Annotated in this window: 16 protein-coding genes; 6 read left to right on the forward strand and 10 right to left on the reverse strand. The window is 63.7% G+C overall.

What is annotated here, in order from left to right:
* Positions 1 to 190: 190 nt before the first annotated feature.
* On the forward strand, positions 191 to 1555 hold the full coding sequence (locus ABIB73_RS20615) for an APC family permease (protein ID WP_354226771.1): 1365 nt from the start codon (positions 191 to 193) through the stop codon (positions 1553 to 1555).
* Positions 1556 to 1898: 343 nt separating this feature from the next.
* On the opposite strand, the gene ABIB73_RS20620 is transcribed toward ABIB73_RS20615, so the two are convergent.
* Positions 1899 to 2204, reverse strand: a complete 306-nt coding sequence (locus tag ABIB73_RS20620; RefSeq protein WP_354226773.1) for a YMGG-like glycine zipper-containing protein — start codon at positions 2202 to 2204, stop codon at positions 1899 to 1901.
* Positions 2205 to 2331: 127 nt separating this feature from the next.
* On the reverse strand, positions 2332 to 2706 hold the full coding sequence (locus tag ABIB73_RS20625; protein ID WP_354226775.1) for a hypothetical protein: 375 nt from the start codon (positions 2704 to 2706) through the stop codon (positions 2332 to 2334).
* A gap of 325 nt (positions 2707 to 3031) precedes the next feature.
* Between ABIB73_RS20625 and ABIB73_RS20630 the strand changes: the two genes are divergently transcribed.
* Positions 3032 to 4513, forward strand: coding sequence for a peptidoglycan-binding protein (locus ABIB73_RS20630; RefSeq protein ID WP_354226777.1), 1482 nt, complete (start codon positions 3032 to 3034; stop codon positions 4511 to 4513).
* Here ABIB73_RS20630 and ABIB73_RS20635 read toward each other — a convergent pair.
* The 7 genes from ABIB73_RS20635 to ABIB73_RS20665 all read right to left on the reverse strand — a co-directional run bounded on the left by ABIB73_RS20635 (position 4510) and on the right by ABIB73_RS20665 (position 10687).
* Complete coding sequence (locus tag ABIB73_RS20635) at positions 4510 to 5778, reverse strand: RNA polymerase sigma factor (RefSeq protein ID WP_354226779.1); 1269 nt, start codon at positions 5776 to 5778, stop codon at positions 4510 to 4512. The genes ABIB73_RS20630 and ABIB73_RS20635 overlap by 4 nt on opposite strands.
* Positions 5779 to 5809: 31 nt before the next feature.
* Positions 5810 to 6205: a YciI family protein gene (locus tag ABIB73_RS20640; protein WP_354226781.1), complete on the reverse strand. Its 396-nt coding sequence runs from the start codon at positions 6203 to 6205 to the stop codon at positions 5810 to 5812.
* Positions 6206 to 6330: 125 nt separating this feature from the next.
* A complete protein-coding gene (locus tag ABIB73_RS20645) occupies positions 6331 to 7023 on the reverse strand; it encodes an AprI/Inh family metalloprotease inhibitor (protein ID WP_354226783.1) in 693 nt (230 codons plus the stop codon).
* Positions 7023 to 8012: a 2-hydroxyacid dehydrogenase gene (locus ABIB73_RS20650; RefSeq protein WP_354226941.1), complete on the reverse strand. Its 990-nt coding sequence runs from the start codon at positions 8010 to 8012 to the stop codon at positions 7023 to 7025. The genes ABIB73_RS20645 and ABIB73_RS20650 overlap by 1 nt, the downstream gene beginning before the upstream one ends.
* On the reverse strand, positions 8009 to 8827 hold the full coding sequence (locus ABIB73_RS20655; protein ID WP_354226785.1) for an ABC transporter permease: 819 nt from the start codon (positions 8825 to 8827) through the stop codon (positions 8009 to 8011). Before ABIB73_RS20655 ends, ABIB73_RS20650 begins: the two co-directional genes overlap by 4 nt.
* Positions 8824 to 9654 (reverse strand): ABC transporter ATP-binding protein, encoded by an 831-nt coding sequence (locus tag ABIB73_RS20660; protein ID WP_354226786.1) that lies wholly within the window; start codon positions 9652 to 9654, stop codon positions 8824 to 8826. Before ABIB73_RS20660 ends, ABIB73_RS20655 begins: the two co-directional genes overlap by 4 nt.
* Before the next feature lie 10 nt (positions 9655 to 9664).
* Positions 9665 to 10687, reverse strand: a complete 1023-nt coding sequence (locus ABIB73_RS20665; RefSeq protein ID WP_354226788.1) for an ABC transporter substrate-binding protein — start codon at positions 10685 to 10687, stop codon at positions 9665 to 9667.
* Positions 10688 to 10848: 161 nt separating this feature from the next.
* Here ABIB73_RS20665 and ABIB73_RS20670 point away from each other — a divergent pair, with 161 nt between their 5' ends.
* The 4 genes from ABIB73_RS20670 (at position 10849) to ABIB73_RS20685 (ending at position 15856) form a co-directional block, all read left to right on the forward strand.
* On the forward strand, positions 10849 to 11655 hold the full coding sequence (locus ABIB73_RS20670) for a creatininase family protein (protein WP_354226790.1): 807 nt from the start codon (positions 10849 to 10851) through the stop codon (positions 11653 to 11655).
* 138 nt (positions 11656 to 11793) lie between these two features.
* Entirely contained in the window at positions 11794 to 12057 is a 264-nt protein-coding gene (locus tag ABIB73_RS20675; RefSeq protein ID WP_354226792.1) for a hypothetical protein, read from the forward strand.
* 398 nt (positions 12058 to 12455) lie between these two features.
* Positions 12456 to 14432 carry a carbohydrate porin gene (locus ABIB73_RS20680; RefSeq protein WP_354226793.1) on the forward strand — a complete coding sequence of 659 codons (1977 nt, stop codon included), beginning with the start codon at positions 12456 to 12458 and terminating at the stop codon, positions 14430 to 14432.
* 128 nt (positions 14433 to 14560) lie between these two features.
* Positions 14561 to 15856: a hemolysin family protein gene (locus ABIB73_RS20685; protein ID WP_354226795.1), complete on the forward strand. Its 1296-nt coding sequence runs from the start codon at positions 14561 to 14563 to the stop codon at positions 15854 to 15856.
* A gap of 49 nt (positions 15857 to 15905) precedes the next feature.
* On the opposite strand, the gene ABIB73_RS20690 is transcribed toward ABIB73_RS20685, so the two are convergent.
* The gene (locus ABIB73_RS20690) at positions 15906 to 16160 is read right to left on the reverse strand and encodes a PilZ domain-containing protein (protein WP_354226797.1); all 255 of its coding nucleotides are present in this window, start codon (positions 16158 to 16160) and stop codon (positions 15906 to 15908) included.
* Positions 16161 to 16231: the final 71 nt, after the last annotated feature.

The following is a 16231-nucleotide window of genomic DNA, read 5'->3' on the forward strand; positions in this document are numbered from 1 at the left end:
TTGCCGTTCTCGGCTAATGACTGGACCAGCGGGGACGGAAAAACTGGAGGCCGATCCTGCGCGAGCGGCGTGGTGCAATGCTGAAAACCTCAGACGAGGACGCCTAGGGCACCACCGGACCAATTCTCTCGCGCAGGAAGGGACGACATCGATGTATGACGCAACTCTGAGAAAGAACTGTCTAGGCTTCGTGGAACTGCTGGCGCAAGGCATCGCGCTTATATCGCCAACGATGACCGCGGCTCTCATCATCCCCGTCATGTACGGGAATACGGGTGATTGGAGTTGGCTGTCATACGCGCTCGGCACGGTCATGCTCGTGTTCGTTGCATTCAACCTCAACCAATTCGCCCGACGCTCGACCACGGCAGGCTCCATGTACCTGTACATTTGCAGGGGGCTGGGTATCACGGCCGGCGCCATCGGCGGCTGGTCGCTGATCTGGGCCTATCTTGGAATATCCATGGCGGGAGTCACAGGCTTCTCAATCTTCAGCGACAAGCTGCTCGAAATGGCCGGGATTCACGTACCTTTCGCCCTGCTGTTCGGCGCCTGTGTCGGAGCCGCCTGGTTCTGCGCCTGGAAGAATGTTCAGTTGTCGGCGATGCTGATGCTGTTCCTGGAAGGTGCATCGATGCTGCTGATCATGATCCTTTGCCTGGTCACGCTCGCCCAGCACGGTTTCAAGATCGATCACGCCCAGTTCGAAACGTCGTCGCTGCCGTTGTCGGGCCTCGGTCTCGGCGTCGTCGTGGCAATTTTCAGTCTCGTCGGCTTCGAATGCTGCACGGCCTTCGGCGAAGAGGCGAGGGATCCTCTCGTCACTATTCCAAGGGCGGTCATATGGAGTCTCGCGATTTCGGGCGGCTTCTTCGTCTTCGTGTCCTACGTCATGGTCATGGCGACGCATGGCTCCGATCCCGCGCTCGACAAGATGGATGCGCCGCTCAACTCCATGGCGTCTCTTGCCCACCTTTCGGTACTTAAAGCACCTCTGTCGTTCGGGGCGATGGTCAGTTTTTTCGCGCTCTGTCTCTCCTGCGTCAACGCGGGAAGCCGGGTGCTGTTCGCCATGGGCCGGCACGGGCTCTTCCATGCGTCGACGGCCGATTCTCACGAGAGCAACGCCACGCCGCACGTTGCCGTAACGATCCTCGCAGCAGTCGCGTTCATCATTCCGACGGTCGGCGTAGCGATTGTCGGGCTCGAGCCGCTTGATCTGTTCAATTACGTTGGAACGCTTGCCGCGTTCGGCTTCCTCGTTCCCTACATCATGATCACGATAGCGGCGCCGGTCTATCTGAAGAAGATTGGGGAGCTTCGCAACGTCGACGTCGCAGTCTGCGGACTGGCGTTGGTTCTCCTGACGATTCCGACCGTCGGGAGCGTCTATCCGATCCCCGACGCGCCGGTGCTCTATTTCCCCTATCTTTTCCTGCTTTACCTGGCGAGCGGCGCAGCCTGGATCCTCTACGTGCGCTTCCGCAAACCTTCGGTCGCGACAACGATCAGGGAGGAACTCAGCCTTCTCCCCCTCGCGCAGCGGGTCGGATGATCGCAGCCATGATGCCGGAGGACCGATCCTCCGGCATCGCTCTCGCAGAATTCGGCCCGTTCGCCGAGGTCGTTCACGGACCGGATCTCGCTTTAGGAAAGCCGACGGACTTCGTGATGGGACGGTCACCGAAATCCCACACGGCAGTCTTCCTCGCGTTCAGCGACGCCTCATCCGTAGGTAATCGGCCTCGTTCGTTGCGACGATCGCCTGGGTTATCGCCGGCAAGGCCTACACCAATGCCGAACTCGGGGAAGCTGTGAGCCGGGCCGGCGCTGCGTAGGCGCGGCCTGATCGGGCATAGGCGCCGGCGCGCTCACGACAGCGCCGGCGCAGTGTCGGTTCAGTAGCAGTATCTCGGATCGACCGGGACGTAGCGGCCGTCCGGGCGCTGCATATAGCAGCCGCGCTGATACGCGTAGTATCCGGACCGGCGGCGCTCACCTTCGGAGGCGATTGCAGCGCCCGTCCCGGCGCCGACGACGGCACCGATTGCGGCGCCACGGCCACCGCCGAGCGCACCGCCCAGGATCGCTCCGCCGACGCCACCAAGGATGGCACCGCCGACAGCGTCCTGCGCTACAGCGTCATGGACCGGCATCGCCATGGCCACGCTCAGACACGCCGCAATTCCAAGACCTCGAAGCATTCCGAATCCTCCTGTTCAGGACCGCCCGTCATAACGCCGGTGGAGGCCTGAAGCCAGTGCAATCCGGCCCTCACAGCCTGATGCGCCATGAGATGGCGGCCTGGTCCGCCCGGCCGCCTGCTCCTAGCTACGGATCGATCCAGCGCCGCACGGCTTCCGCAGTGTCGGCGGGCGTCGTGTTGAAGCAGATGGCAGACCGCGGCGCCAGGCGGTGGACGAGGTTGAGCACCTTCTCGAACAGCAGCAGCCGCTCCTTTGGCTCGCGCAGGCCCGCGCCGATGACGATGCAGTCGAAGCTCTCGTCGCGCAGCGCCGCCGTGACGCCAGCTTCCGCAGTCGCGTCGAGATCGATCAGGCAGCTCGTGACCTCGTAGCCGAGATCACGCAGGCGCAGGAGCTGCGCCTCGATATAGCTGCGCACGAGTTCCGGCGTGAGCTGCGGGAACGCGCTGTAATCCGCACTGCCGGGTTCGATGCCGATCGCGAGGACGCGCTTGGCCATAGAGGACTCCTTGCCTGACCGTCTCCATCGCTAACGGATGGCCGGTCCCGGCGGTTCCCGCACAGACGGTGGCTCTGCGGCCGAAAGCTTCCAACTGCAACGCGGCGACGGACATGCGCCCGCGAAAGGCATCCGCGTCTTGCGGCCTTTGACCGCAGTCCCGCCGCTTATTTTCCCGCCAAGGCTGTAAGCCATTTCACATGCGCCGGGCCGGCGACCTGCCACATTTGCGCAGATCACGCCGGAGCTGCGTCCTGACCACGGCGCCTGGTTCAATTTGATTTGCACGAAGACGCGATAGTTCATCAATTTGCGGGAGCGGAAAATGGTGTCATTCGACAGTCTCAAAAGCGAATACGAACGGAATTGGGCCAATCTCGAGATCCGGCCTTCACGCCTTGCCGACGCAAATGCAATCGCGCGCAAGGCGATCAAGGGCAAGGCGACCTATCAGCAGATCGAGCGGTTGACCGGCGTCCCCTGGCACTTTGCAGCGCTTTGCCATTATCGTGAGTCCAACTTCGATTTCGATACCTATCTCGGCAACGGCGAGTCACTTCATCGCGTGACCTCCCTCGTTCCGAAAGGTCGCGGTCCGTTTGCCACATTCGTGGACGGCGCGGTGGACGCGTTCAGAATCGAGAATTTCGTCGGAACGCAGGACTGGGGAATCGCGCGCACCCTGTTCAGGCTCGAGTGCTTCAACGGCCTCGGCTATCACGCCAAGGGCTGCAATTCGCCCTATCTCTATGGCGGATCGACTCTCTACGGGCCGCCCGAGGCAAGAGCTGGCAAATTCGTCGCCGACCACGTCTTCGACGCGAGCCATGTCGATTCCCAGCTCGGCACGGCCGTGATCCTGCATGCGATTATGACACTCGATTCCTCAATCACCTTCGAGGGAAGCCCGGCCATGGCCATCCGTTCCGAACCCGACGACGATATGGCATCGACGATTCTTCTCATGCAGCAGACACTCAACAAGCTCGGCGCCAATCCGCCGCTCGACGAAGACGGCATCAGCGGGCCGAAGACGAAGGCGGCGGTCTCGCAATTTCAGCAACGGAATGGCCTCCAGGATACGGGCCTGCTCGACGGAACCACGATTGCCGCCGTCACGCGCGCAACGGCGCAACCGATCCAGATGCCAACTGTCGATCTGTCTAAAATCCTGGGCCGGCTGGAAAATCTCGCACAGCTTCTGCAGCCGGGAGCGACCCCAACAGGTACAACGCCGATAGCGACCCCGCCGGCAGGGACGACGCTCGCAGGTCAGTCCATCCAGCTACCTCAGATCCTGAACCAGCTGCAGAGCCTCACGCAGGCCTTGCAGCCAGGAGCAACAACCTCCGTGAGCACGACGCCGGCGGCCAACACTACAGTCGGCGTGCTTGGACAGCTCCTCTCTCTCATCACCAAGACGGTGCCCGGAACGCCGGCGGCGACAAACCCCGCTCCGGCCGGTCAGCTCAAGCAGGTGGTCGACCTGCTCAGCGCCCTGCTGAGCAACAAGCCCGTCCTGGGCCAGGTCAATGGCGCGCTCGGCGACACCATCGGCAATCTCCTGAACGGCAAGAAAACCGCACTCGGCATCGGCGGCTCGCTCATCACCGCGCTGCTCTCCGCGGTGACGGCAAGCCCCAATGCGGGAGGTCTTGCCGGACTGTTCGGAACGATTGCATCAGCGGTACCGGGCCTGAGCCAGTTCGCTCTCCCGATCTCCCTGGCGCTCACAGCATGGGGCGTGCTCGGCAAGATGGAGAAATGGGCGCAAGGCACCGCGCCGCCGCCCAAGCCGACATCTTAGAGACGCTCACCGCCTAGCGCCGCGACGCGGCGCTTCATCAGCGCGCGTTCACGTCCATTGGTCGTGAGCTGTGCGGCAGCTTCGAACGCCAGCCGGGCCTCTGCGAGGCGTCCGAGCTTTTGCAGGAGGTCGCCACGAACCGCCGGCAGATGAGGATAGGCCGTCAGCGCCGGCTCGCCGGCGATCGCGTCCACGACGTCAAGTCCGGCTTGCGGTCCCTCGGCCATACCGACCGCGACTGCGCGATTGAGCTCAATGACCGGCGAGCGCACCAGCCGCGCCAACTCGGCGTAGAGCTGCGCGATGCGCCGCCAGTCGGTGTGTGCAGCAAAATCCGCGGTGGCGTGACAGGCCGCGATGGCGGCCTGAAGCGCGTAAAATCCCCTCGCGCCGCCGAGTTCGCCGGCACGTTCGAGCGACCGCAGGCCGCGACGGATCTGCAATTGATCCCAGAGCGCGCGATCCTGGTCCATCAGCAGAATGGGATCGCCGTTCGCATCGGTGCGCGCGCGTATCCGCGAGGCGTTCAGCTCCATCAGAGCGATGAGGCCGTGAACCTCCGGCTCTTGTGGTGCTATGCCAACCAGGACGCGGCCCATGCGCAGCGCCTCGTCGCAGAGTTGCGGCCGCAGCCACTCCTCCCCACGCGCGGCCAAATGGCCTTCGTTGAAGATGAGATAGACAACTTCCAGCACGGAAGCGAGGCGATCGGACAACGCTTCGCCGCTCGGGGTCTCATAAGCGAGGCCGGATGCCGACAGCGTTCGCTTGGCGCGCACGATGCGCTGGGAGATGGTTGCCTCCGGCACGAGGTAGGCGCGCGCAATCTCGGGAGTGGTCAAGCCGCAGATCATGCGCAGCGCCAGCGCCGAGCGGGCGTCGCGCGACAGGATCGGGTGACAGGCCGTGAAGATCAGGCGCAACAATTCGTCGCCGATGTCGTCATCGAGTGCGGCATCGAAATCCGGCACGGCCTCTTGCTCCAGCATCAGGTCCCGCGCCAGCATGTCGTGCTTGTGCGCAAGCTTCTTGCGGCGGCGCAGATGATCGAGCGCGCGACGCCTGGCCGTCGTCAGCAGCCAGGCACCCGGATTCTCGGGCACGCCGGCGGCCGGCCACGCCTCCAGCGCCGCAACCAGCGCGTCCTGCGTCAGCTCCTCCGCAAGCGGCACATCGCGCAGCATCCGCGACAGCGTGGCGATCAGCCGCGGCTGCACGACGCGCCAGGTGGCGCGGATCACGCGATCGGTTTCGGCGGTGGTCATCGCCGCCGACGGAGATGAGCAGTCTTACCCATCAGGCGAGAGCTGCCGCCTTGACCTGGCACGCCCCGTCCATGTCGGGGGTTGCAAACGCCCGCAATTCGCAGGTGCCTTCCCAGCCCGGCATGTGATCGAGGTGCAACTGCATGAATTCCTTGGCCATCGTCAGGGCCTCGTCCTTGTCGCGCAATTCGAAGATGGCGTAGCCGCCGATCACCTCCTTGGCCTCCACGAAGGGGCCGTCGGTGACGCTAAGCTTGCCATCGGCGACACGCACCCGCGCCCCGGTTGCGAGCGGCATCAGGCCGCCATTGTCGATCATCCGGCCGGCCTTGATCTCCCGTTCGGAAATCCTCTGCATCGCCTCCATCAGCGCCGGTGTCGGGCCCGCAACGGGCTTCGGAGACGTAACGATGTACATGAAGCGCATGCAAAACTCCTGTTGAGGCGAGACGCGGCCAGTTCGGCCACGAGATTGGCTCGCTATTGAGATGACGATCCAGCCGACGCCGGATCGACATGGGCGATCAAAAATTTGCGAGACTGGACCGCCGCCTACTGGCGCAGCATGATCAGGGGATCGGCGGTGTCGGGAACGCGGCGCCATTGCGCGTTGTCGTCGGCCTCGAACTGCCAGACCTCACCGGATTGCGACATCAGGATGATCTGGCCGCGTTCGAGCTTCCATTGCGTCGGGTTGAACTGCGCGATAGCCGCGTCGCATTTCGGCTTGAGGAAGACCTGGAAATTGTCCGGACCGGCCTCGGTGTTGGTCAGCGTCAATCCGCAAACCGGCTGGCCGTTGCCGCGCACCATCGCCCAGTCGCCGATCATCTGGTCCATCGACTTGGCCATTGAGCGCGCGGCAGCGAGGTCCTGAAGGATATAGACGCCCTCGCCCTGCCGCAGCCCCTCGAAGATGCCAGCCTCGACCTCGGTGAAGTCGATCACGGATTCACCGGTCGCATCCTGCAAACGCACGATGTCGAGGCCCTTGACGCTCCAGGCGACGATGTCCTTGGTGAAGGGCAGCGCGGTCTTGCAGGCCGGCTCCAGTTCGAGCTTGAAACCCTGCCCTGCGGCGTCGCCCTTCATCGTGACGACGCAGGTCTTGCTGCGTTCGGTGGTCGAGAGCTCCCACTGCCCGACCATCTCCTTCTTCAGGGTCGTCGCGTCCTGCGCATAGGCAGCGCCAATCGCGGCAACACATGCCGCGACGGCTAACGCGAAGACCCGAAGAGCGGTCATCAGCGCCCCTTGACCGGCGTTTCCGCAACCGGCGTCAACGGCGCCTTGCCGGCAAACCAGGCCTTGAGGTTGTCGACCACGAGCTGGTCCATCGCGTTGCGCGTCACCACCGACGCCGAACCGATATGCGGCAGCAGGATGACGTTCTGCATGGTCTTGAGCTCGTCCGGCACGTTGGGTTCGGCCGCGAACACGTCGAGGCCGGCGGCGAGAATGGTGCCCGACTTCAGCGCCTGGACCAGCGCCGGCTCGTCGACCACGGAGCCGCGCGCCACGTTGACCAGCACGCCGCGCGGGCCGAGCGCCTTCAGCACCTCGGCATTGATCATCTTGTTGGTGCTGGCGCCGCCGGGCACGATCACCATCAGCGTATCCACCGCCTTCGCCATCTCGATCAGGTCGGGATAGTGCTTGTAGGAGACCTCCTTGGACGGATTGCGGGTGTGATAGACCACGGGCACCAGCGAGGCATCGAGCCGGCGCGCGATCGCCTGGCCGATCCGCCCCATGCCGACGATGCCAACCTTGCGGTCGCGCAGCGAGCCGACGCTGAGGGGATAGTTCTGCGTCTGCCAGAGCCCGGAGCGCACGTAGCGGTCGGCCTTGATGAACTCACGCAAAGTGGCGAGCAGCAGACCCATCGCGACGTCGGCGACCTCCTCGGTCAGCACGTCAGGCGTATTGGTGACGACGATGTCCTGCTCGCTCGCATATTTGGCATCGATGTGGTCGTAGCCGACACCGAAGCTCGCGACGATCTCGATCTTCGGCAATTGCGCCAGCGAATCCTTGTCGGCGCGCACCGTGTGATAGGTCACCGCGACACCGCGGATTTTTTCGCGGACCGCCGGCGTCAGCCGCTCGAGGTCGCCTCGCGTCTCGGCCTTGTGCACGACGAAATGATCGGAAAAACCGTTCTCGAGGATCGGCCGCACCGGCCCATAGATCAGAAGGTCGATCTTGTCGGACGAAATCGAACCGGTCATCAGTTGTCCTTTCCAAGCGCGCTCTCATGCCAGCGCCGTAAAACGAGATGGGAAACTAGCGCCAGCACCCCATAGATGACAATCCCGGCCAGCGACAACAAAAGCAGCGCTGCGAACATGCGGGGTATGTTGAGACGATAGCCGGATTCGGCGATCCTGTAGGCGAGCCCGGAGCCTGCGCCGGCCGTTCCCGCTGCGATCTCGGCCACTACCGCGCCGATCAGCGACAGCCCGCCGGCGATGCGCAGGCCGCCGAGGATATAGGGCAGCGCGGCGGGCAGTTTCAGAAAGCGCAGGGTTTGCGGCGGCGAGGCGCCGTACAGCTGGAACAGCCCGGCGAGGTTGCGGTCGACCGAATTCAGCCCGAGCGTGGTGTTGGACAGCACCGGGAAGAAGGCGACGATGAAGGCGCAGACGACGACCGCGGTCTGCTGCTCCAGATAGATCAGCAGCAGCGGTGCAATCGCGATCACCGGCGTGACCTGGAGCACGACGGCGTAGGGGAACAGCGAATATTCCACCCATTTCGACTGGTTGAACAACAGCGCCAGCGCGATGCCGCCGAGGCTCGCCGCCACAAAACCTTCGAGCGTGGTCAGGAGCGTGGTCGCGAGCGATTGTGACAGCACCGCCCAGTCCTTGATCAGCGTCAGGAAGATCGCGGACGGCGCCGGCAACACGTAAGGCGGGATCTCCTTGATGCGGACCGCCAGTTCCCAGATGACAAGGCCGGCCGCGAACACGATGATGGGCAGCACGAAGCGCACCACGCGTTGCGCGCCGGACGGCTTGGTGGTGATGGCGGGCTGCGCGTTCATAGCACCGACTGTCCCGAATAGGACGGCGCCAGCGCGGCCGACACTTTCCGGCAATAGTCGGAATAGGCGGCCGAGGTGCGAAACTCCTCACCGCGCGGCTCGACCGTCTCGATCCGGATGTCGGCCTGGATGCGGCCCGGCCGCGCCGTCATGACCACCACGCGCTGCGACAGATAGACGGATTCGAACACCGAATGGGTGACGAAGATGACGGTCTTGCGCAAGGCTCGCCACAGCGCGAGTAGATCATTGTTGAGGCGGAAGCGCGTGATCTCGTCGAGCGCGGCGAAGGGTTCATCCATGAGAAGGATATCGGGATCGGTGACGAGCGCGCGCGCCAGCGACACCCGCATCTTCATGCCACCGGAGAGCTCGCGCGGAAAAGCATCCGCAAAGTCGGCAAGCCCGACGCTGGCCAGCGCCTCGTCGGCGCGCGCGCGGGCCTCGGCCTTCGGGATGCGCGCGAGCCTCAGCGGCAGCCGGACGTTCTCGCGCACGCTGGTCCAAGGCATCAGGGTCGGCTCCTGAAACACGAAGCCGATGCCATGACCTAACTGAACATGGCCCGGCTGTGCAGGGCCCTCGTGGCGCGCCATCCGCACCGTGCCTGACGACGGTGCGCTGAGGCCCGCGATCAGCCGCAGTGCCGTCGACTTGCCACAACCGGACGGCCCGAGCAGCGAGATGAATTCGCCCTTGCGGACAGCAAGATCGAGCGGCCCCAGCGCCATAACGCCGTTGTCATAGGTCTTCGTCACGCCACGCAGGCTGACGGCGAGAGCCGTCAGGCTGGCTTCGACCGCGTGCGAAGTTTTGGCTGATGACATCGGCCTTGCGTTACGGCTTGCCGGGGCGCAGCTCGACGCCGACGCCCTTGTTGACGAAGCGCAGCGTGTAAGACTTGCGGAAGTCGAGATCTGCCTTCACGACGCCGGCCTTCACCATCTTGTTGAAGAAGGAGGTGTAGCGATCGTCGCTCATTGCGCCGATCCCGTTCTTCAAGGACTCACCGGAATCAACGATGCCGTATTCCTTCATCTTGGCGACGGAATAGGCGAGCAGCTCGTCGGTCATCTCCGGATTGAGCTTCTTGATCATGGCATTGCCGGCCGAATTGTCGCCGTAAATGTAATTGTACCAGCCGACGATGGAGGCGTCGACGAAGCGCTGCACGAGGTCGGTCTTCTTGTCGACCATATCGCGGCGGGTCTCGATCAGGGTCGAATAGGTGTTGAAGCCGGAATCGGCGAGCAGGATGACGTTCGGCTTGAAGCCGGCGGCCTTCTCGACCGCGAAGGGCTCGGAGGTGACGTAGCCCTGCATCGCACTCTTGGGGTTGGCGATGAAGGGTTGCGGGTTGAAATTATAGGGACGGACGTTCTTCTCGCTGAAGCCGTATTCGGATTTGAGCCATTGGAAGTAGCTGGTCATGCCCTCCTTGGAGACGAACAGCGTCAGCGGCTTCAAGTCCTCGATCTTGCTGACCTTCGCATCCGGCTGCGTCAGCATCACCTGCGGATCCTTCTGGAAGATCGCAGCGATGGTGACCACCGGGACATTGTTGGCCACCGCATCGAACGACATCAGCGTGTTCGCAGCCATGAAGAAATCGATCTTGCCGGCGATCAGCAGCATCCGGTTGTTCTCGTTCGGGCCGCCGGGAACGATGGTGACGTCGAGTCCGTACTTCTTGTAGGTGCCGTCGGCGACCGCCTGGAAGAAACCGCCATGCTCGGCCTCGGCAACCCAATTGGTGCCGAAAGTGACCTTGTCGAGCGTCTCGGCGCGCACCGGGACGGCCGAGAGAAGAGCGGCCATCAAGCCCGCTGTTAACGCTCGCCGCAGATGAAAGGGGCTCATGATGGGACTCCGTCGATCGTGTCTGGCCGATCTCAAACCAACGCGATAAAACCGCAAGACATTCGGGGACGCGAGCCGGCCAGGCCCGCGTCCCCCATGCCGCAAACTACGTGACAAATTCGGGCAAAGAAACCTCCAAAGAAAACTCCAAGGAAAACTTGATGACGCCTTCCCGCGACTGGACCGAGATCCACTGGGCCGACGCTGGCCCGATGGATGTGTCGCGCTGGATAGCGGTGCTGCCGCTGGCGGCGACCGAGCAGCATGGGCCGCATTTGCCGCTCGAAACCGACGTGCTGATCGCGAACGCTTATCTCGCGCGGGTCCGCGCGCTTTTGCCCGAGAGCGTTCCGGCCAGTTTCCTGCCCGTTGAACCGGTCGGCATTTCCACCGAGCATATCGACTATCCGGGCACGCAGACGCTGCCCACGGGCGTGGCGCTGAAGAAGTGGACCGCAATCGGCGAGGACGTCGCGCGGCGCGGCGTGGGAAAGCTCGTCATCATCACAAGCCATGGCGGCAACAGCGCGGCCATGATGCTGGTCGCACAGGATTTGCGCGCGCATCACAAGCTGTTCGTGGTGACGACGTCGTGGTCGCGCCTGTCGGGCGCGGACAGACTGTTCCCGGCCGACGAAGTGCGCCATGGCATTCACGGCGGCGCGGTCGAGACCTCGATCATGCTGGCGCGTTATCCCGATCAGGTGCGCATGAATGCGATCGCGGATTTTCCCGCAAGCAGCATCGCCATGGAAAAGCAGTATCGCTGGCTATCAACGCAGCGGCCCGCGCCATTTGCCTGGCAGGCGCAGGATCTGCACGCGAGCGGCGCGGTCGGCAACGCGACGCTGGCCCTGCCTGAGAAGGGCGTGCAGCTCATCGATCAGGGCGCGCGCGCCTTCTGTGAGTTGCTGGCCGAGGTCGATAACTTCGACGTGAACAGGCTCGCCAAGGGGCCCCTAGGCTAGCTCGCATCCTCCTGGAATTATTCAGGAAAGAACCGAGCTCCGGGGCCGCTCCGAGCGCGTTCGAACCGGTTTCGGCAAGCCTCCGTCCAATTGGGCACGCGGACCACAACGGACCGCCTCACCCGGATGGAGTTTCAAATGTCGATCAAGACCAAGATTGCCGCCGTCGCTCTCGCTGCGCTCGCCGTCACCGGCAGCATCGTGTCCACCACCTCGCAGGCCGAAGCCAAGCCGCTCGGCTGGGGCTGGGGTGTCGGCGCGGGCATCGCCACCGCCGCCATCGTCGGCACCGCGATCGCCGCGAGCAGCCAGTCCTATTCCTACGGCTATCACCGTTGCGGCTGGGTCGCCCAGTACAACGCCTTCGGCCAGTACGTGGGCAACGTTCGCACCTGCTACTGATTTGAGGACCTGAGGCCGTTTCTCACGTGGATCCTGCGTTTGACACGGGCGCCTCATCCACCCCGTGTCGTGCCCCGACCCCGCCCGGCTGTCCCCCCGGGCGGGGTCATCCGTTTTGGAGACCGGGAATTTGTTGCAGCTCCGTCACATAACGGTGCGAACCATCGTCTGCGACATTCTGCACTAGTTGCTATTGCGAATTACTTGCAATAAGGTTCACAACAAGCGCAGGGACTTGGGACCAAATCGCGTCGCGTCGGGATCATCTCGTCGGATCGGGCGATCAACCGGAACCTGATGACAGGATGACCGCGAATCGGCAGGGATGTCGGGGCGGCTGGGGCATATCGCGTCTGGGGGCGTGCGTTTTGACGTTGAGAAGTCATCGACACCGGTATTTGCGGACGGCCGCGGCGATCGCCTCGGGTGTGCTGGTGCTGCCCGGTGCAAGCTTTGCCGCCGACCTGCCGCTGAAGGCACGCGCCGCGAGAACTGTCTACGACTGGACAGGTTTCTATGTCGGCGGCCACTTCGGCTATGGCAACTCGGGCTTTGGGCCCGGCACCAATCCGCTGCCCGAGCAGGGCGTCGTCCTGCCGCACAGCGCCACCGGGCTCACCGCCGGCTATCAGATCGGCTATAATCGCCAGCTGGCAAACCGCGTCGTACTCGGCATCGAGGCGGATTCGACGTTCACGAGCCCGACTGACGGTGCGGCACTCGCACGTTCACCGGCGCCCTTCCACACCACGATCGACTATGTCGGCACCGTGCGCGGCCGCATCGGCTATGCCTTTGACCGGTTCATGCCTTATGTCACCGGCGGCTTCGCGTGGGGTCATACGCGCATCAATGTCAACGATGGGGATGGCATCACCGAATCATTCCCAGTCAGCCACTACCAGGCCGGCTGGACCGCTGGGATGGGTCTCGAATACGCCATCAGCGGCAATTGGACCGCCAAGGCCGAATACGAATATGTCGACCTGTCGCGCCGAACTTACGATCTGAGCGGCTTCGGTCTCGGCAGCGTCAATGTCGATCCGCGCATCCATCTGTTCAAGCTCGGCCTGAACTATCAGTTCGGCGACACGCCGTGGATGCCGGCGGTCGATGGAAAAACCAAGCTGCCTGAGTCCGGCGACTGGAATGTCCACGCCCAGACGACTTTGCTGCCGCAAGGCTACGGGCCGATCCATTCGCCCTATGCGAGCCCATTCAGCCTTCCCGGCAGCGGTCAGTTTCAGGCGACATGGACGACGACGGCGTTCCTGGGCGCACGGCTCTGGGACGGCGGCGAGTTCTATTTCAATCCCGAACTCGCACAGGGTTTTGGCCTCAACGGCACGCTTGGATTGGCCGGCTTCTCCAACGGCGAAGCGCAGAAGGCCGGCGCGCCTTTCCCGAAGATCCGGGCGCAGCGCTACTACCTCAAACAGACATTTGGACTCGGCGGCGAGCAGGAAGCGGTCGACGACGCGCCGAACCAGCTCGCCGGCAAGCGCGACATCGACCGCCTCACGCTGATCGTCGGCCGCTTCGCGATCGGCGATTTCTTCGACGGCAATGCCTACGCAAAGGACCCGCGCGCCGACTTCATGAACTGGGCGATGTGGTCGTCGGCCGCATACGACTTCCCCGCCGACCTGCCCGGCTACACCCGCGGCGCCGTGGTCGAGCTCAACCGCAAGGATTGGGCGATCCGCGCCGGCCTGTTCCAGGTGCCCTCCGCACCCAACAGCGACGTGCTCACCTTCAAGACCGGCGGCACAGTCGTCGAATTCGAAGAACGACATGCGATCTTCGAGCAGCCCGGCAAATTGCGTGTCGGTGTCTTTGCCAACAGCGGCAACACCGCCAACTACCGCGAGGCGGTGGACCTGGCGGCTGCCAATCCGGCGCTCGACATCAACGACATCGTCACGGCGACCCAGCGCGACCGGCTCAAATACGGCTTCTACGTCAATCTCGAGCAGCAGATCGCGGGCGACGTCGGACTGTTCGCGCGGGCGAGCTGGAATGACGGCCAGAACCAGATTCTCTCCTTCACCGACATCGACCGCAGCCTGTCAGGCGGCCTGTCGATCAAGGGCAGTCGCTGGGGGCGCCCGGACGACACGGTCGGCATCGGCGGCGCGATCAACGGCCTGTCAGCCGCGCATCGCGACTTCCTGGCCGCCGGCGGGACCGGTCTCCTGATCGGCGACGGCCAGCTCAACTATCGCACCGAGCGTATCCTCGAGGCTTACTACGCCTATTCCGTGATCAAGGGCGTCACGCTGACCGCCGACTATCAGCTCGTCGTCAATCCCGCCTATAACGCCGACCGTGGGCCGGTTTCGATCTTCTCAGGCCGCCTGCACGCCGAATTCTGACCCGGTGCGAACTCGGTTCCGGCTCGGTGCGACAATTTGGTCGGAACGGGCAATCTACGCAGTGAGTTCATATATAGGGGGTTCGGTCCGGCGTCCGCCGGCCCGCATCCCCCACTCCATTGCGCACAATGTTGTCTGTCGAACTGATCATCGTCGTCGTCCTGATCGTCATCAACGGCCTCCTGTCCATGTCCGAGCTGGCGGTGGTGTCGTCACGACCGGCGCGGCTGTCGCTGCTTGCCGCCAAGGGGGTGCGCGGCGCCGAGCGGGCGCTGAGGCTGGCGGCCGATCCTGGAAAATTCCTCTCGACGGTGCAGATCGGAATCACGCTGGTCGGCGTGCTCTCGGGCGCATTCTCGGGGGCAACGCTCGGACAGCGGCTGACGCAATGGCTGGTCGAGCTCGGCCTGTCGGCCGGCATCGCCGACATCGTCGGCGTCGGCATCGTCGTCACGCTCATCACCTATGCGACCCTGATCGTTGGCGAGCTGGTGCCGAAGCAGGTGGCGCTGCGTGATCCCGAAAGCATTGCGGTCAAGGTCGCGCCGGTGATGGACTGGCTGGCGAAGATATCGCTGCCGCTTGTCTTTCTGCTTGATCTCTCCGGCAAGCTGATCCTCACGCTGCTCGGCCGCGGCGGCAAGGCTGAGGAGAAGGTGTCGGAGGACGAGATCCATCATCTGGTCAGCGAGGCCGAAAGTGCGGGCGTGCTCGAACCGGGCGAGAAGGAAATGATCGCAGGCGTGATGCGGCTCGGCGATCGGCCTGTCGGCGCGGTGATGACGCCGCGTACCGAGGTCGACGAGATCGACCTGAGCGATGATCAGGAAACCATTCAGGCGATCATCACAAAAAGCCCGCATTCGCGCTTTCCCGCTTCGGACGGAGATCGCGACAAGCCGATCGGCGTGCTCCAGGCCAAGGACCTGCTGGTCGCGTATATGAACGAACGCGTGCCGGATCTGCGGGCGCTTGTCCGCGAAGCGCCGAGCATTCCCGCGTCAGCGGATGCCCGCGATGTGCTCGCGATCCTGAAGGCTGCGCCGGTTCATGTCGGTTTCGTCTATGACGAATACGGTTCCTTCGAAGGCGTGGTCACCGCGGCCGATATTCTGGAGTCGATCGTCGGCGCATTCCACTCCGAGGAGGGGCCGCCGGAGCCGGCCTACGTCAAGCGTGCCGACGACTCGCTGCTCATCGAGGGCTGGATGCCGGTCGACGAATTCGGCGAGCTCCTCTCCATCGAACTGCCACCGCACCGCTACAACACGGTGGCGGGCCTGGTGCTGCAACAGTTCAACGTGCTGCCCAATGTCGGCGATGCATTCGACCTCGGCGGCTGGCACATCGAGGTGATCGATCTCGACGGGCGGAGAATCGACAAGATCCTGGCGAGCCGGCGGAGCGAGCAGGCGGCGGCGTGATTAGCTCTCGTCGTCCCGGCGAAGGCGGAATTTTTGGCGCGAGCCTGCCTCAAGCCCTCCCCCCTCGCCCGAACCTGACCCCAATCCGCCTTTCCTTGCGCCAGACCACGGTGCAAGGCAGATGGGCTCCGTCGGCCTGGATGACCAGGGTGAAATGCTGGGGGATGCCGACCGGGCTGGAGACGTCGAGGGCTGCGCCGGTGTCCGAGAAATTGCGGACGGTACAGTCGATCGCGCCGCCGCCGAACTCGATGGTTCCGGCTTTCAGCACCCGATGCCTGGATTTATCGCGTCGCTCGTCCATGAGACCAATTTACACCTGAAGCTGACACAGACGTTAAAGCTCTCCCCTGCCCCCCAATAAATTCCCGCCGC

It is taken from the genome of Bradyrhizobium sp. F1.4.3 (genome assembly GCF_040548375.1).
In the GTDB taxonomy this organism is placed as follows: Bacteria; Pseudomonadota; Alphaproteobacteria; order Rhizobiales; family Xanthobacteraceae; genus Bradyrhizobium.

Excerpts from the sequence above, each read along its gene's own strand:
- ABIB73_RS20620 (WP_354226773.1), bottom strand. The coding sequence starts at position 2,204 with ATGCTTCGAGGTCTTGGAATTGCGGCGTGTCTGAGCGTGGCCATGGCG.
- ABIB73_RS20625 (WP_354226775.1), bottom strand. The coding sequence starts at position 2,706 with ATGGCCAAGCGCGTCCTCGCGATCGGCATCGAACCCGGCAGTGCGGAT.
- ABIB73_RS20630 (WP_354226777.1), top strand. The coding sequence starts at position 3,032 with ATGGTGTCATTCGACAGTCTCAAAAGCGAATACGAACGGAATTGGGCC.
- ABIB73_RS20635 (WP_354226779.1), bottom strand. The coding sequence starts at position 5,778 with ATGACCACCGCCGAAACCGATCGCGTGATCCGCGCCACCTGGCGCGTC.
- ABIB73_RS20640 (WP_354226781.1), bottom strand. The coding sequence starts at position 6,205 with ATGCGCTTCATGTACATCGTTACGTCTCCGAAGCCCGTTGCGGGCCCG.
- ABIB73_RS20645 (WP_354226783.1), bottom strand. The coding sequence starts at position 7,023 with ATGACCGCTCTTCGGGTCTTCGCGTTAGCCGTCGCGGCATGTGTTGCC.
- ABIB73_RS20655 (WP_354226785.1), bottom strand. The coding sequence starts at position 8,827 with ATGAACGCGCAGCCCGCCATCACCACCAAGCCGTCCGGCGCGCAACGC.
- ABIB73_RS20660 (WP_354226786.1), bottom strand. The coding sequence starts at position 9,654 with ATGTCATCAGCCAAAACTTCGCACGCGGTCGAAGCCAGCCTGACGGCT.
- ABIB73_RS20665 (WP_354226788.1), bottom strand. The coding sequence starts at position 10,687 with ATGAGCCCCTTTCATCTGCGGCGAGCGTTAACAGCGGGCTTGATGGCC.
- ABIB73_RS20670 (WP_354226790.1), top strand. The coding sequence starts at position 10,849 with ATGACGCCTTCCCGCGACTGGACCGAGATCCACTGGGCCGACGCTGGC.
- ABIB73_RS20675 (WP_354226792.1), top strand. The coding sequence starts at position 11,794 with ATGTCGATCAAGACCAAGATTGCCGCCGTCGCTCTCGCTGCGCTCGCC.
- ABIB73_RS20685 (WP_354226795.1), top strand. The coding sequence starts at position 14,561 with ATGTTGTCTGTCGAACTGATCATCGTCGTCGTCCTGATCGTCATCAAC.
- ABIB73_RS20690 (WP_354226797.1), bottom strand. The coding sequence starts at position 16,160 with ATGGACGAGCGACGCGATAAATCCAGGCATCGGGTGCTGAAAGCCGGA.